Below are 16,521 nucleotides of genomic sequence, written 5' to 3'. Positions count from 1 at the left end.
CATGCTTCTATCTAGTCCTAAACGTTTATAAATGTTAAAGTCGAAAAAACGTTGGGTGTACTTTTTCTAGCTTCCGTATATCAGATATAACCAGATAATACGAAGAAAAATGAAACTGTTACCTCCCGGAATGTTGAAAGACTATTTCTATAACTTGAAAAAGGACATCACTTCAAGTGCGTTTGGACGATGGTTCATAGAGAACGAGTCAAAACCGGAATTCGATCAGGAGCTGCAAGAAATATGGAGAGAGTCGTCACAAGTAGTCTGTGACCGGGAAGTGACTTCTTCTGCCTTTGTAAAGGTCTGCGAAGCCATTGGTGGAGTAGCTCCGTCTCCTCAAAGAAGTATATTCACAAAATCGATGCATTATCTGATGCGTGTCGCGGCTATTCTCTTTATCCCTTTATTGGGAGCCACTCTTTATCTGTATCTGGATAATAAGGAGCCGCAAGTCAACTGGATAGAAGTCTATGCCGAATATGGGCAAAAGAAAGAAGTCGTTTTACCGGATCAGAGTAAAGTCTGGTTGAATTCCGGTACGCATATCGTCTATCCCGAGCGCTTTGCCCAGGTTCGCCAGATATTTGTTAGCGGAGAAACCTTTCTGGAAGTGGCAAAAGATCCGGAACGTCCTTTTATTGTAGATACGAAAGATGTAAGCATCAAGGTACATGGAACGAGATTTAATGTACGTTCGTATACAGAAGATAAAGGCACGGAAGCTACACTGCTCGAAGGAAGTATATCTTTATTGGTAAAAGGAGATTTAAATAAGCAGGATATTTTCCTTGTTCCCGGTGAGAAAGCCATATTGGATAAAAAACAACTCAAACTTGAAAAGTTTGACGTAGATGCTTATCAGTCCTGGCGAAACGGACAATATACATTTAGAGACAAGACACTGCAGGAGATTATAACGGAACTTCAACGTCTTTTCAATGTCCAGATCGTGATAAGGGATAAAGCTTTACTCAAAGAAAATTTCTTTGTCACATTTGCCCAGGGACTTTCTTTGGATGAGATGCTCGAAGCACTGAACATCGACAACGATTTATGTATAAAACGAGATCAGGATATTATTGAAATTTCAAGAAAAGCGAGATAAACAACCCAGTTATTAACCTTAATAATATATGCACGGAATGGATGGATAAATAGAAAAAAAAATAAACGAGAAAGTGGTTGCGACACTTTCCCGTTTTGGAAATCAGTTAACAAAATTAATTATTAACTTAGATCATTGCCAAAGGTATGAAATATCATGAAAAAACAGCTCTTTTTAGAGAGCTATTTAGCAATCTTTTACCAATTCTATTGGCGCTTTTTATTTGGACGAATCCAATATTGGCGCAGAATAATGAAGAACTTATTACGCTTAGTCTCAAAAATAAGACAATTGGTGAGGCGTTGGAAACAATTAATAAGCGATACAACTACACGTTTGTCCTTCGGACACCGGATATTGATACAAAAAGAAAGGTTTCAATAGACATCAAACAACAAAAAATTGAAAATGTACTGAATAATCTGTTTCGAGGACAAGATGTATCTTTCGATATCAATAACAAAACTGTCCGCATCTCCAAAATTGTCCGTCAGCAAGATACGGAACCTACGCAGGCGGCTACTGTCAGAAGTGTGACGGGGCAAGTCACGGATATTTCCGGTGAGCCGATGATAGGGGTCAGTGTGATGGTGAAAGGAAGCAGTAATGGAGTGGTGACCAATATAGATGGTAAGTACGAGCTCAAAGTCGACCATCCTAATGAAGTCCTCCAATACTCTTTTCTCGGTTATCTGTCCCAGGAAAAAAGAATTGGAGACAACCGGGTGCTGAATGTAACCTTGGAAGAAGATGTGAAGAAACTGGATGAAGTGGTCGTAGTAGGCTATAGCGTACAGAAAAAGAAAGATATAACGGGGGCTGTATCTACCGTCCTGGCAAAGGATATTGAAAACATTCCCGTTAATGACTTCGGTTCGGCGCTTGCCGGACGTTCTGCGGGAGTGCAGGTCATCACCCCTTCGGGAAAACCGAACGAAGGTTTCTCTATTCGTGTCCGGGGAGCGACGTCTATCAATGCGGGAAACGAACCTTTGTACGTGGTGGATGGAGTGCCGACCAGTGACACGAAAACCATTAACCCTTCCGAAATAGAAAGCATAACAGTACTGAAAGACGCCTCTTCTGCTGCAATCTATGGAAATGCGGGTGCCAATGGGGTAGTATTGATTACAACAAAAAGAGGACGGAAAGGGGAAGCACAAATTGAGTTGAATGCTTACTATGGTTTCTCGGAACGTGCTAAAAGAATAGATGTTTTAAATAAAGACGAATATCAGGACTTACTTTCTGATTTGGGATATCCGGCTATGGATCAATCGGTGTATAATGCCAATATCGACTGGCAGGATGAAATGTTTCGTAATGCGGCCATGCAGAATTACCAATTATCCATTTCCGGTGGAAATGATAAATCCCTTTATTACATTTCAGCCGGGTTCATCAAGCAAGATGGTATTGTAAAACCATCTTCATTTGAGCGCATGAATTTTAAGATCAATCTGGAGCAGGAGCTGAAAAAGTGGATAAAGATCGGAACAAACTTAAGTTACAGTAAAATCAACGATGTGGATGTTTCGGATGGAAACTCCGAGACTGTTATCCTGCAGGCCATCACTACGCCTTCTGTGGTAGGCAAATACAATGCGGATGGAACATTTCCTACATTACCGTTCCTGTCTTCTCTGGAAAATCCTTTGAGTGCAGTTGAGTCATATACCCGTGATTACGTATATCATAAATTGCTGGGTAATCTCTATGCTGAAATTTCTTTTACCCCTGACTTGAAACTAAAAACAAGCATGGGTATCGAAATGGGAGCCTCCCGCTACAAAGAGTTCCTGGACCCGTTCAGCTCGGCTTGGGGACGTAACCAACAGGGACAGGCGAGTTATAATACCTCGTTAAATTACAAATGGATCAACGAAGAAATTCTGACCTATAGTAAGAAGTTAGGGGATCATAGTTTTTCGGCTTTGGCAGGATTCGTAGCTTCCCGTTATGTAGGAGAGTCGGCAAACAGTTCTATACGTGGGTTCTCTGATAATAAAATCCATTCAATGAATGCCGGGACTGTACTCAACAAACCCAGTGAAGATTATGGGGCCTCTACTAATGCTTCTGTCTTGGCGAGAGTGACCTATGACTATCAGAATAAATATCTCGCAACGGTCAATTTCCGTGCCGACGGTTCTTCCAAGTTTGGCGTGAACAATCGTTGGGGATATTTCCCTTCCTTCTCTTTGGGATGGAGACTGACAGGAGAGGAATTTATGAAACCATTGGACTGGTTGAGTGATTTGAAGCTACGTGTCGGTTGGGGACAAGTGGGTAATGACCAGGTAGGTTACTACAGCTCATACGGAATTTATGGCATCGGAGCCAACTATAATATGGATGGCGTTATTCTGCCGGGCTATTATCAGAGCCAGATAGGTAATGATAAGTTGCGTTGGGAGAGAACCACCCAGACAAATGTGGGACTTGACTTCTCTTTCCTGAATGGAAGAATAACTCTGACTGCCGATGCTTACTATAAGAAAACAACCGATTTGCTCTTAATGGTCAAACTACCCCAGACTTCCGGATTCGATTCGGGTATGCAGAATGTAGGTAGCGTGGTAAATAAAGGATTGGAGTTCCAACTGACCACCCGTAACTTGACAGGGGAACTGAAATGGACAACAGACTTCAATATCTCCACCAATAAGAATGAGGTGACAGATATGGCAGGCAGCCCGGCTATTTTCACCGGATCACTTGACAAGAAAATCTCCGGAAACGTCTCTATCATCCAAAAAGGAGAGGCTTTGGGTTCTTTTTATGGTTTCCAGGCAGCAGGAGTAAACCCGCAGAACGGACGTATGATGTACGAAAAGGCAAACGGAATGTTAGTGTACGAAGAAGATTTGAGTGCGGACGAAGATCGCCGGATATTGGGTTGTGCACAGCCGAAATTCCTTTATGGCATCAACAACGTCTTTTCATACAAGAATTTTGATTTGTCTTTCTTCTTCCAGGGCTCTTACGGAAATGACATTTATAATGCTACCCGTATGTTTACCGAAGGAATGTTCGACTCCCGCAACCAATCCGACCGTGTCTTGATGCGTTGGCGCAATCCGGGAGATTACACTACCGTTCCCCGTGCGGAGAAAGATAAATATCCGGCTATCTCATCCCGTTTCGTAGAGGACGGATCGTACTTCAAACTGAAGAATGTGAAACTGTCATATACTCTGCCGCGCCAACTGACTCAAAAAGCCTTGATGGACAGAGTGACGGTTTATGTATCGGGGGATAACCTGGTTACTTTTACCAATTACAGAGGTTATGACCCTGAAGTGAATATCGGTGGAGGCAGTTCTTCGGCTATGGGAATCGACCAGGGTGTCTTCCCTCATGCAAGAACTTATATTCTGGGAGCTACGATTGTATTTTGAGCATTGTTCAACTCATTAAATCTAAAAAAACATGAAACAGATATATTCTATATTTATATCCGCAGCTTTGCTGCTCAATGTAGGGCTGACCTCCTGTGACAGTTTCCTGACAGAAACACCGCAGGGAGAACTGACCGAAGCTAATGCATTTACTTCCATAAAAGATGCGGAAGCATTGATTATCAGTTGTTATGACGGAATACAGAAGGGGCATGAGGAATATTATATGTGGTATTACATGATTCTTGCGGACTGCTTTGCCGATAATGCTTACAGTGGCGGTGATGATGTGGATATTAATAATGTATTCTTGCGTGACCTGACTCCCCGTAATGCTGTTATCATGAAATCATGGAAGTCGCTTTACGGAAGCATCATGCGTTGTAATGTGGCACTGAAATATATTCCTCAAATTAATGACCCGTTACTAGATGAGGAGGCTTTTACCGGAGTGAGCAAACGTGAGGAAATGCTTGGAGAAGCTTCTTTTTTGCGGGCGTTGCATTATTTCAATTTGGTAAAGACGTGGGGATGCGTACCTGTCGTGACTACTACTGGAAGTACTGCTCCGGCTGACGTGCAAGTGCCTCGTGCCGATTCGGAAGAAGAGGTTTATGCACGTATTATTGAAGATTTGGAATTTGCGTTGACCCGCTTGCCCGATAAACGTGCAACGGAAGCTGAAACCCGCGGATTTGCCAGTAAGGGAGCGGTTAATGCGTTGTTTGCAAAGGTCTATGCGACGAAAGGCGCGCCCGGTAATGTAGAATGGGATAAGGTGAAGACCTATTCGGAGGCGGTGATGAATTCACCGGTCTACAGATTGGTAGATACATACGATCATTTGTTTGATGATGAACATCGTAATAACAGCGAGACGATTCTGGCTGTACAGTATATCGCTAACAGTACGGAAAACAATTATGTGCCTGTTCTTTTATTGCCTCCTTCCATGACGGATCAGAATTGGCGTAAATACCTGACGCCTTCCCAAGATCTGCTGAAAGCCTTTGATGATGAAGGGGATCAAGTTCGTAAAAACTCTACGGTTATCTTTGAAGATATTAATAATATTTGGTTCGACCAGTATTATGCGCAGTCGAAGAATGGACAATGGGAAACTCGTACACTGCCTTTCCCTTACAAGTGCAGAGCGAAGAACCGGGTAGGATGGGATTGCGGTGACTTGATCTATATCTTCCGTTTGGCTGATATTGTTTTGTTACACGCAGAAGCTGTCAATGCTTTGTCCGGTCCGGCAACTGCAATAGCGGAACCCAACCTGCAAAAGATTCGTACCCGCGTAGGACTTCAGGAATTGAATACCGGTTCGAAAGAAGAACTGACTCGGCTTCTTCTGAAAGAGAGACGTTTGGAGTTGGCTTACGAAGGAGAACGATTCTTCGATTTAAAACGCTATGGGATTGCTCAAAGCACCTTGTCAAGTCTCACATGGTCGGAAATTGTGGATGGAGAACAAACGACTGTTACGGGTAAGTTCCCCGCACACATGTTGCTGATGCCTATTCCGCAGGAAGAAAGGGATCGTAATCCGAACTTAACTCAAAATCCGGGGTATAATTAATCCTCTTCCTTTATTAATCTTTTAAATGAAGAAATATGAAAACGAATTTATATAAGCTTGTTTCATTCTATCTGTTTATCGGGCTGCTGGCTGTTTCTTGCCAGAATCAGGATGAAATATTTTTCGATCCGTCTGCCGAAGCCCCTGTCATAGGAAAGTTGTCATTGAATCAGGAACAGTTGCAATATGGTGGGTCGGTAAGATTGAACGTAGAGGTGACAGATGCTGATGCTCTGTCGCATGTGGAAATCCGTTTGGTTGCCAATCAGGCGGTGCTTTATTCCAAAACGCTTCCGGGAAACAATCAAAAGACATTGAAAGTGGAAGAGGAAATCGAAGTTCCGTTCGGGCGTTTGTGTGGCGAACAGCTTGCTTCTTTGGAAGTGGTGGCTACCAATAAAAATGTGAAAACAGCGGAACAATCTTTCGAGATTGCGTTGGAAAGACCGGATTTTGCACAACTATATTTAGTGGTTGCTGAAACCGGGGAAGAGATTGTGCTTCAGAGAGATGAAAGTGATCCATTGACTCCTTATTTATATAAAGCTACTGTAGATTTACCGAATAATACAAATGTGTTTATATATAGCCAGCCGGAAAAGAAGGGGATGGCATGGGGATTTGATGCCAGTACCAATACGTGCGAATTGGCTTCATCGCGTCCTGTTTCTCTCTGCGACTCACAAAATACGGAGGAGAAAGTGAAAGAAGTAGTGTTCGATGCTTTTTCTTTTGAGATTTCACCTCTGAAAAAGGAAATGACGGTGAATGATGCCGTGTTCATGCTATATAAGAAGAATGCGTCTGATAATGACTTTGTAAGTAATACTCTTCGTGCACAAAATGTTTCTTTGACGAATGGTGAAGAAGTGAGGACGGAATTGATTGATCTTGAAGCGTTGAAATTTGATCCGGATTTCTTTAAACTGGATGGAGATAAGTTGATATATACCGGTCAGACGGGCAATGTGACATTGTATATGAATACGATGTATAACTTTGTATTTGTAGAGAGTGCGGAAAATCCGTTGACTACTAATGTCTCCTATCCGGAAGTTTTGTTCGTGAATGGTTGGGGAATCGGTCGCCCGGAATTATGGAATTATAATCCGGATTGGGACTTTAATAATGCGGTTATTTTCCGTAAAGTTTCGGAAGATGCTACCCGGACTGTTTACTCGCAGACTGTCATTGTCAGTAAGTGGGTTCAATTCAAATTCTATAATCAGAAAGATTGGGGAGGCGAATTCTCCTGTCCGAATATAACTTTTGAGGATGATAACTTTAAAGCGGTGGAAGAAAGCGGCAAACCGGGGAATTATAATATATCACCTTCGCTGGGCGATGACACGAGTTATAAATCGGCAGTTGCCAAAATTACATTTATCGTTCCTAAATCGGGAAATGCGACTCGTTTCCAGAGTACTATTTTAGTAGAGAGTGACTTGGATTAAACAATCACTTATCATTTAAATTATTTGTATTATGTATAAAAAGATTCAATATATATTATTACTTATGCTGTTGTTTACCAGTTTGATACCAGCTACGGCGAAAAACAAAAACCGGATCAGTCTGAATGATGAATGGCAGTTCAAGCAATCTATTTCTCAAAATTGGCTCCCGGCACAAGTGCCCGGAGCCGTACATACCGATTTGATGAATAATCGTATGATAAAAGATCCGTTTTACGGAGTGAATGAGAAATCCTTGCAATGGATTGGAGAAAAGGACTGGGAGTATAAAAAGACTTTCATAGTAGATGAGACTTTGCTTCGGGCATCCAATGTACAGCTCGTTTTTGCGGGTCTTGATACGTATGCCGATATTTATGTCAATGATTATCTGGTGATGAAGTGCGACAATATGTTTCGTACATGGACATTGAATCCTCTTCCTTATTTGAAGAAAGGGGAGAACACGATTCGCGTCTATTTCCATTCTATATTTAAGGTGGACATGCCGAAGTATCTGGCATCTCCTTTTCAGTTGCAGGCATGGCCTAATAATGACCAGGCAGATATCATGTTAAGCCTTTATGCCCGCAAGGCCGGATATAATTACGGATGGGATTGGGGGCCTCGCCTGATTACTGCCGGTATATGGAGAGATGTCTATTTGGAATACTGGGATGATATCCGTATAGATGGAACTCAAATCATTACCCGGAAATTGGAATCGGGGAAAGCGAAGATGGAAGCTGTTTGCACAGTGATAAGTGATGAAGATACGAAAGCGTCGTTTACGGTGAAGTATGATAAGAAAGAAGCTGTTCGCAAACAGGTGGCATTAGCCAAAGGGATGAACACGATACGGGTAGACTTTGAAGTGAAGAATCCTGAATTGTGGTGGACTAACGGATTGGGTAAGTCCCGGCTGTATGATTTCGATATCGTATTGGATAAAGAAGGGCGCAAGGTGGCGGACTGTGTGAGGACGGGTATCCGGACACTGGAAGTTGTTCGTGAAAAAGATGAACAGGGACAAGCGATGTTTGTGAGACTGAATGGAAAAGAAGTCTTTATGAAAGGAGCTAATTATATTCCTTTGGATAATTTTCCGAACAGGGTGCCTGATAGTTGGTATGAATATATCATCAAATCCGCGGCTGATGTCAATATGAATATGTTGCGTATTTGGGGCGGAGGTATTTATGAGATGGATATATTTTATGAAATGTGCGACAAATACGGTATTCTTGTTTGGCAGGACATGATGTTTGCCTGTGGAATGTTTCCGGCTGACGAGCATTATTTGAATAGTGTAGCCGAGGAAGTGAAAGATAATGTGAAACGCCTGCGTAATCATCCTTGTATCGCTCTTTGGAATGGAAACAATGAAAATGAGATTTCATATTTCGGATGGGGATGGAAAGATCGTTATACACCCGAAGAAGACCGGATTTATCAGAGTAATTTGCATAAGCTCTTTTATGAAGTCATTCCGGAGGCGATACAGGCTGTGGATGAAACGAGGTATTATCATCCGACGTCTCCTGTGACCGGTTATAATAATATAGATTATAATATGGGAGACGTACATTTCTGGTCTGTCTGGAAAGGTGGATGGCTTGAAGAATATACGGAAGCTAAAAACATAGGCCGCTTTATGAGCGAATATGGTTTCCAGTCTTATCCGGAGATGCGGACCATCCGTCGTTTTGCCGGCGAGAATGATATGCGTTTGGATTCAGAAGTCATGTTGTCTCATCAACGTGCCCGTAATGATCAGACCCGGGATCCGAATTTCGGGAATAATATGATGAAGATGTATATGGGGAAATATTTTAAAGTTCCCGATGATTTTAGTGAGTTTGTTTATATGAGCCAGTATTTGCAGGCAGAGGCAGTGAAGATTGGCATTGAAGCTCATCGTCGTGCGAAACCTTACTGTATGGGAACACTTTATTGGCAGATTAATGATTGTTGGCCGGTAGCTTCTTGGTCAAGCATTGATTATTATGGCAGATGGAAGGCTTTGCAGTATTATGCTCGCGACGCTTATGCAGAAGTGTTGGTTTCGCCTTATGCTGCAGGAGATCAGGTGACATTCAAGGTTATTTCCGATCGTCTGCAAAAAATGAAAGGAGATTTGGAGATAACAACCATGACATTGGATGGACAGACGGTATTCTCGAAGAGAATTTCATTTGATTTGGACGCTAATGGTTGTAAGGATGTAGCTTCGATAGCAAGTTCGGAACTTTATGGCGGTAAGCAAGAGAATGAGGTTTTCACTTATGTGATATTGAATGAAAAGGGTAAAGCGATTTCTACGAATATCTATTATCCGGTCTACTCCAATAAATATGCTTATCCAAAGGTAACTCCTGATATAACTGTGGAAAAGACAGATGAAGGAGTCAATTTACGTCTTCGCTCTTCTGCGTTGGTTAGAGGGCTTTATCTTTTTGTAGATGATGACGAAAGTTTCTTTGAACGGAATTTCGTGACGCTGATACCGGGAAAAGAGGAAGTGATTCAGGTGAAAACTCATCTTTCTGCGGCAGCATTTGAGAAGCAATTGAAATATCTCTCGGTGAATCAAGTGAATTGATGATGGAATGTATATCTCAATAGGATCTATTAATACCTAATAAAAATGAAGAAAATAATGAATAATATATTGGCAGTTTGTCTGCTTTCCAGTTTGATAGCTTGCTCCTTGGATGATCCCTATATGCCGGTCAATCCTGAGGAGAAACCGGCTCCGCCCGTGGTTACCGAATATCAGCCTGTTGCTTTGACGATAGGGGCGAATGGTAGTTTTGAAGTTTCCGGTTCATCTGTAAAAATTGGATTGAACGGAAAGAATTCTACGTATGGCGTTTGTCTGCCACAGCTTGCGCAGGGACATTTTATTGCAGAGCTAACGGCTGATAAAACGACTAATTTTGGCTTGGCTATCGTCAGGGAGAAGAACGGAAAACCGGATTTCAATAATTATACTTCGGTGAGTGTGTGTACAGAATCCGGTGTGTCGACCGTACGGGTATTGGACCGTCAGGACGGAATAGATAATGTTTTGGATAATACGAAGAAGATAAATAAGAATGATTATTCTTTCCGTTATTCTATTCCTCTCAATGGAAGTTATTTTTCTGTTCCTTTTACAGCTTCTACAGGTAAAGCGCGTATCATCAGGAATAAGATATCCGGTTTCTTTCACTTTTATGTAAGTGTTGGAAAAGAAATTGACGGGAAATTTCATGAAAACTGGATTGAACTTGCTCAATCAAAAGATTGGGGAGGGCAGGGGCAGAACTATTTTATTTGTCCGATAGTCAGGAATGGTAATGAAAATTCGACAGAAGTGAACTTTTCAGATATTCGTTTTGAAGAGTTTCCGGCTGAAGATGTCGTGGAGTCCTCTCCGGAATTTGATGTAAAACAGCGTAATTTTACGTGGGCCGGCTTTCCGGGGGATGCGACGGTAATCAGTTTCAATCCGAAACATTGTCCGGCTGCTGCACAAAACAGACAATTTGTTTTCTGGTCGGAGGCAAACTTTGTACCTGCCTGGCACATGAATAACGAATTGCTTTATTGTTATGAGTTTGCTGAAACATGGTCGGATTTGAACAAAGGATGTTTCGAGCCGATGTCGGATCGTTTGTTGGCACATGCGAAAGTGGATATCATAGAGAATAATAAAGTAAGGAAAGTAGTTAAGTACCATTATGCGTTGGTGAATCCGGATTATAAGGCTCCTTATCCTGACGGGATTTATCCGGAAGTAGACGAATATTATACTTTCTATGCTGACGGAGTAGGAGTGCGACGTATCGAGTATATTCAGAAACAGGCGGGACAAGCTTATTATCGCTATCATGAGTTGAGTGAACCGATGGTTATTTCCGGCAGCTCATCTATTCCGTCGGATCATGTGAAACAACCGGCTTTTAGTATTTCTAATCTTTCGGGCAACCGGTATGAACTTTATCCGGCTAAACCTTTTGATGAAGTCAATCAGAATGTGAAAAACTGGAAAGAACAGATATATACTGCTCATTTGAATAATGCTCCTGATGCTTTTTCTGTTTTCTCTTATACTCCCGAACGACCGGAAGTTTCTCCGTTGCCAATTGAAAATGACTTGACCTGGCATGATGTGAATTATCAGATGTCTCATTGGCCGGTAGATAAACAACCTTATTTGAATGCTCGTTATGGCGATTATGATAAATCAATGGCTACCTGGCCGTCACAGGTTTCTCATTCTTCATTGATTGGTGTGGAAGCTAAAGGGGATGTTTCCTGGAATACAGCTTATCAGATTAATTCGGATGGAAATAAATATAGAGTCTATCTGATGTTGCTGGGAATCAATCAGCCTGACGCAGTTTCTGATATCGATGCGTATACAAGAGGATGGTTGTATTTGGGAGATCCGACGAATCTGAATGGGGTTACTTATGATCCGAATGTAACCGGGTATTCCAAACGGGAGGTGGTTTTGACGAAAACGACAGGTACAGGAAATTGTCAGTTTACCTGTAACCCTGCCGGTGCAGTGAAGAATCCTGTTTTTAGAATTGATAATTGGACTGGAAACGGAAATGTAACGGTCAAGGTAGATGGAAAGACGTTGGTGTTTGATAGTGACTATTTGAGTGACAAGGTGGGAGATAGTCTCGTAATCTGGTTTAATAAAACGATGTCTTCTACATTCTCTGTCGAAGTTATTCCTGCATAGAAGTTTACTTTGGAGAGGGGCTAAAGAGCCCTCTCCAAAGGATTTTTTATTAATCAATGTGGCTGAGCTTTTATGAAACATATACTATTGGTTCTTTTATTTTTTCTTTGTTTATCTTGTTCACATCGTCCGGTTCAGGAGGTGGATACGGTTTCTTACAGAGGGTGGGAGAACTGCCTTAAACTATCTAACGGAGTTGTTTCTATAATTGTTAATCCGACTTATGGCGGACAAATTCTTTATTTCGGCTTAGATAGCCGGGGAGATAATATACTGTGGAGTGATTCCGTTATAAACGGGTGGACTGTGGAGGACTATATACGAACAAGGCGAAGTCCTGATGCAGGTAGGTTTGATATTGGTAATGAACGTAAAACGGAGAATATCCATGATTCAATATGGGCAGGACCTTATCAAACTTTTATTGAAGATAATAAATTGCGCTTAGTCAGCCATCCTTCAGAAGCAATGGGGATTCAGGTAGAGCGAATTTATTATTTAGAGGAGAATCAACCTGTTCTGCATATTAAGCAGCGAATGTCTAATATCTCAAATACAGTGGTTGAGTATTGTTTCTGGACACGTACATTATTGCCTGCCGGCGGAGTTTATTATTGTAAAGCTATTCCTGATTCGCAATATCCATTAGGATTTAGTGAGATTTCATTGTCGGCAGATACGTTAATTCCTTCTCATCACTTGCAGGAACGTATTCATGTAGAGAATCATTATTTCACAGCATTTCCCGGAGGGAATGAACAGAAGAAATATGGGATCAATACTATAAATGGTATTTATTTCTATCAGTTCAATGATTATTTGTATATCAAACAAAATAAGTATTGTCCGCAAGGGAGGTATGATAATAATCTGCAGGTATGCTTTCCTAATATGATTTATTTTAATGATGAATTCTTAGAAATGGAACCAAACAGTCCTATGGTCGAGTTAAAGCCGGGAGAGGCTTATGAATATGAGGAGATTTGGACGTTAAAGGAGTTGAATCCCATTGTTGATAACACATATTAAGCCTGATAATTTGTCCGTTCACTTTCATACACTTATATTTGCTTCCGCTATCCTATTATAATCAATTAGGTGAGAATGTATCATAAGAGAAAAGCAAGAGTATACATAGCGTGGATGTTATTCATGACATTCATTCCTTTCTTTGCGGTGAAGACCTTTCACTATCATGGAAGCGGGGATGAAACGTCATGTTCTCATGCCGAACATTCCCGGAATCATGCAGATGATTGTGCGATATGTAAGTACTCCCTTTCCCTTTTTACTGAACCTCAACCCATAGAATTTCATAGTATACTGACGCTCATTCCTTATGAGCTGATTGTTACCCAGGATAAGGTCGTTTGCAAACGGACTTATTCGCATCAACTGCGTGCACCCCCTGTCGCATAATTACATACTCAAATTTACAAAGAAGACAGATTCACTGTAACCTGTCCTCACACTCATTTTACACATTAAATAAAGATTGTAATTGATGCGTATCGGAATTATTTCGGGCGTAATAGGGTTATTTGTAACCTTATCCGTCCATGCACAGAAATCCGATTCAATCAAGAGTATGCTTTTACCTGATGTTGTGGTGACCGAAACGTACCAGCAACGTCAAGTTAAAAAGTCTGCCCTTACGGTTGATGTCGCAGATCAGGATTTTCTGCGCAAACATTTTACAGGAAACTTCATGCAAGCGATGGAGAATATTCCCGGAGTACAAGCGATGGATATCGGTTCGGGATTCTCCAAGCCGATGATTCGCGGAATGGGATTCAACCGGATTGTTGTATTGGAAAACGGAATCAAGCAGGAAGGACAACAATGGGGAGCCGATCACGGTTTGGAACTGGATGCTTTCAATATAGGAGCGGTCAATGTCTTGAAAGGCCCCTCCTCATTACTTTATGGCAGCGATGCGATGGGAGGAGTGATAGATGTCGTTCCACCGGCCGTGCCTATGGATAATCGGGTGTTTGGAGATGTCACACTGCTTGGTAAATCGGTCAATGGAACAATGGGAGGATCACTGATGCTGGGAATCAGGAAAAATGCCTGGTACTCTCATATCCGTTATTCGGAACAGCACTTCGGCGACTATCATATTCCTACGGATTCTATTGTCTACCTGACACAGAGAATCCCCATATATGGGCGTAAACTGAAGAATACAGCAGGCATTGAACGCAATATCGGACTCTTTACCCAATATCAGCGAAGGGCATATAGAGCGAATTTCTCCGTGAGTAATGTCTATCAAAAGACAGGCTTCTTCCCCGGAGCGCATGGCATACCCGATGCGTCCCGTGTGGAAGATGATGGAGACAGCCGTAATATTGAATTGCCTTATAGCAAAGTGAATCACCTGAAGGTGACCACACATCAGCAATATGCGTGGGAGAAACTGATCCTGTCAGGTGATTTGGGCTTTCAGAACAATCACCGTGAAGAGTGGAGTGCTTTCCATACTCACTATGGCTCGCAACCCGCACCGGAGAAAGACCCCGACAAAGAACTCGCATTTAATCTGAACACCTTCAGCGCTTCTGTGAAAGCTCGTTTTATCGGATCTTCTTCATGGGAACATACATTGGGATGGGATGGACAGCATCAACGGAATGACATTGCCGGCTATTCGTTTTTACTGCCCGAATATCACCGTTCCACCACCGGTATGCTCTGGCTTACAACGTACAGACCTAACAATGTGCTCTCCGTCAGCGGAGGAGCTCGGTATGACTACGGATACATAAATATTTCTTCGCATGAAGATGTTTACCTTGCCGACTATCTCCAAAAACAGGGATATACCCAGGAACAGATAGACCTTTATAAGTGGAACAGCCACCAAGTGAAAAAGCACTATGGTGATTATTCTCTTTCCCTGGGACTGGTGTGGACTCCCTCTGACAGACATTTGGTAAAGGTAAATGTGGGGCGAAGCTTCCGTCTGCCCGGTGCGAATGAACTGGCTGCCAACGGAGTACATCACGGCACTTTCCGCCATGAACAGGGAGATGCCAATTTAGAATCGGAGCAGGGCTGGCAACTGGATGCCTCTTATCACTTGAAGTATCGGGGAATTTCTTTCTCCGTTTCTCCCTTTGTCAGTTGGTTCAGCAATTACATCTTTCTGCGTCCTACCGGAGAGTGGTCTGTGTTACCTCATGCCGGACAAATTTATCGCTATACCGGAGCGGAAGCACTATTCGCAGGAACTGAAGCCACCGTAGATGTTCATTTTCTGCGCAACTTCAATTATCGGATTTCCGCCGAATACGTTTACACTTATAATTGTGACGAGCATATTCCATTGAGCTTCTCGCCGCCATCTGTCATGCGGAATACATTGACCTGGCAAAAGAAGCGATATATGTTGTATGCAGAGTGGCAGAGTATGGGCCGGCAAAATCGTGTAGACCGTAACGAAGACCGCACACCCGGAGCCAACTTATTCCATTTGGGCGGATCCTTAAATATTCCGATAGGTGGAAATAATGAAATTGAAATTACCCTGACCGCCCGGAATATTTTCAATACCCGATATTACAATCATCTTAGTTTTTACCGGAAAGTTGAGATCCCCGAACCGGGACGTAACTTCCAGCTATTAATCAAAGTTCCATTTAAAAAATTACTGAAATGAAAAATAAATTTTATCTCCCAATGATCGGCCTTTTGGCAACAGTGACTTTCGTATTTTTCTCTTGTGATAATGATGATTCCAGTGATACGACCAAACCTCTGATTGAACTTCATGAACCGGAAGAAGGTCAGGCATTGGAGATTGGAAACGAACATGGAGTTCATTTTGAGATGGATTTGTCGGATGACGTCATGCTGAAATCTTATAAAATAGAAATTCATAGCAATTTCGACCATCATTCACACGGCGGTAATAGTAGAGTTGCACAGGAAACTGTAGATTTTAGTTTTAACAGATCGTATGATGTGTCGGGACAGAAAACAGCACATATTCATCATCACGATATTGTAATACCAGCCAATGCGACTGCAGGGGATTATCATTTGATGGTTTATTGCACGGATGCCGCAGGCAACGAATCTTATATCGCGCGCAATATTAAATTGAGCAATGAGGTGGAAGATGAAGACCACCATCATGGCGAATAAACAGCTGTGCGTATTTTTTCTTTTGAAAGGTGTAATATCTATTACACCTTTTTTGTTTCCAATCCTTTACTTTTGTGAAA

At 42.0% G+C, this 16,521-nt stretch carries 10 protein-coding genes; all 10 read left to right on the top strand.

From position 1 onward, the window contains the following. The first annotated feature begins 109 nt into the window (after positions 1-109). The 10 genes from GD631_RS18915 (at position 110) to GD631_RS18875 (ending at position 16,441) form a co-directional block, all read left to right on the top strand. Positions 110-1,108, top strand: coding sequence for a FecR family protein (locus GD631_RS18915; protein ID WP_143259602.1), 999 nt, complete (start codon positions 110-112; stop codon positions 1,106-1,108). Between the two features lie 146 nt (positions 1,109-1,254). Further along, positions 1,255-4,509, top strand: a complete 3,255-nt coding sequence (locus GD631_RS18910) for a TonB-dependent receptor (RefSeq protein WP_143259604.1) — start codon at positions 1,255-1,257, stop codon at positions 4,507-4,509. A gap of 31 nt (positions 4,510-4,540) precedes the next feature. Then, complete coding sequence (locus GD631_RS18905) at positions 4,541-6,094, top strand: RagB/SusD family nutrient uptake outer membrane protein (protein WP_143259606.1); 1,554 nt, start codon at positions 4,541-4,543, stop codon at positions 6,092-6,094. 35 nt (positions 6,095-6,129) lie between these two features. Continuing rightward, positions 6,130-7,548, top strand: coding sequence for a DUF5121 domain-containing protein (locus GD631_RS18900; protein ID WP_143259608.1), 1,419 nt, complete (start codon positions 6,130-6,132; stop codon positions 7,546-7,548). 31 nt (positions 7,549-7,579) lie between these two features. Next, positions 7,580-10,150: a beta-mannosidase gene (locus tag GD631_RS18895; RefSeq protein WP_143259610.1), complete on the top strand. Its 2,571-nt coding sequence runs from the start codon at positions 7,580-7,582 to the stop codon at positions 10,148-10,150. A 45-nt stretch (positions 10,151-10,195) separates the two neighbouring features. Further along, entirely contained in the window at positions 10,196-12,289 is a 2,094-nt protein-coding gene (locus GD631_RS18890; RefSeq protein WP_223225902.1) for a hypothetical protein, read from the top strand. A 72-nt stretch (positions 12,290-12,361) separates the two neighbouring features. Further along, complete coding sequence (locus GD631_RS18885) at positions 12,362-13,318, top strand: hypothetical protein (RefSeq protein WP_143259612.1); 957 nt, start codon at positions 12,362-12,364, stop codon at positions 13,316-13,318. A gap of 75 nt (positions 13,319-13,393) precedes the next feature. Then, complete coding sequence (locus GD631_RS22360; protein ID WP_143259614.1) at positions 13,394-13,708, top strand: hypothetical protein; 315 nt, start codon at positions 13,394-13,396, stop codon at positions 13,706-13,708. Positions 13,709-13,793: 85 nt separating this feature from the next. Beyond that, positions 13,794-15,953: a TonB-dependent receptor gene (locus GD631_RS18880; protein ID WP_143259616.1), complete on the top strand. Its 2,160-nt coding sequence runs from the start codon at positions 13,794-13,796 to the stop codon at positions 15,951-15,953. After that, positions 15,950-16,441, top strand: a complete 492-nt coding sequence (locus tag GD631_RS18875) for a DUF4625 domain-containing protein (protein WP_143259618.1) — start codon at positions 15,950-15,952, stop codon at positions 16,439-16,441. Before GD631_RS18880 ends, GD631_RS18875 begins: the two co-directional genes overlap by 4 nt. Positions 16,442-16,521: the final 80 nt, after the last annotated feature.

This window comes from Bacteroides luhongzhouii, assembly GCF_009193295.2.
Classification (GTDB): Bacteria; Bacteroidota; Bacteroidia; order Bacteroidales; family Bacteroidaceae; genus Bacteroides; species Bacteroides luhongzhouii.
This window is presented reverse-complemented; position numbering and strand designations above follow the sequence as displayed.

What these genes read in the sequence shown, in the direction of transcription:
- GD631_RS18915 (WP_143259602.1), top strand. Translation starts at nt 110, where the DNA reads ATGAAACTGTTACCTCCCGGAATGTTGAAAGACTATTTCTATAACTTG.
- GD631_RS18910 (WP_143259604.1), top strand. Translation starts at nt 1,255, where the DNA reads ATGAAATATCATGAAAAAACAGCTCTTTTTAGAGAGCTATTTAGCAAT.
- GD631_RS18905 (WP_143259606.1), top strand. Translation starts at nt 4,541, where the DNA reads ATGAAACAGATATATTCTATATTTATATCCGCAGCTTTGCTGCTCAAT.
- GD631_RS18900 (WP_143259608.1), top strand. Translation starts at nt 6,130, where the DNA reads ATGAAAACGAATTTATATAAGCTTGTTTCATTCTATCTGTTTATCGGG.
- GD631_RS18895 (WP_143259610.1), top strand. Translation starts at nt 7,580, where the DNA reads ATGTATAAAAAGATTCAATATATATTATTACTTATGCTGTTGTTTACC.
- GD631_RS18890 (WP_223225902.1), top strand. Translation starts at nt 10,196, where the DNA reads ATGAAGAAAATAATGAATAATATATTGGCAGTTTGTCTGCTTTCCAGT.
- GD631_RS18885 (WP_143259612.1), top strand. Translation starts at nt 12,362, where the DNA reads ATGAAACATATACTATTGGTTCTTTTATTTTTTCTTTGTTTATCTTGT.
- GD631_RS22360 (WP_143259614.1), top strand. Translation starts at nt 13,394, where the DNA reads ATGTATCATAAGAGAAAAGCAAGAGTATACATAGCGTGGATGTTATTC.
- GD631_RS18880 (WP_143259616.1), top strand. Translation starts at nt 13,794, where the DNA reads ATGCGTATCGGAATTATTTCGGGCGTAATAGGGTTATTTGTAACCTTA.
- GD631_RS18875 (WP_143259618.1), top strand. Translation starts at nt 15,950, where the DNA reads ATGAAAAATAAATTTTATCTCCCAATGATCGGCCTTTTGGCAACAGTG.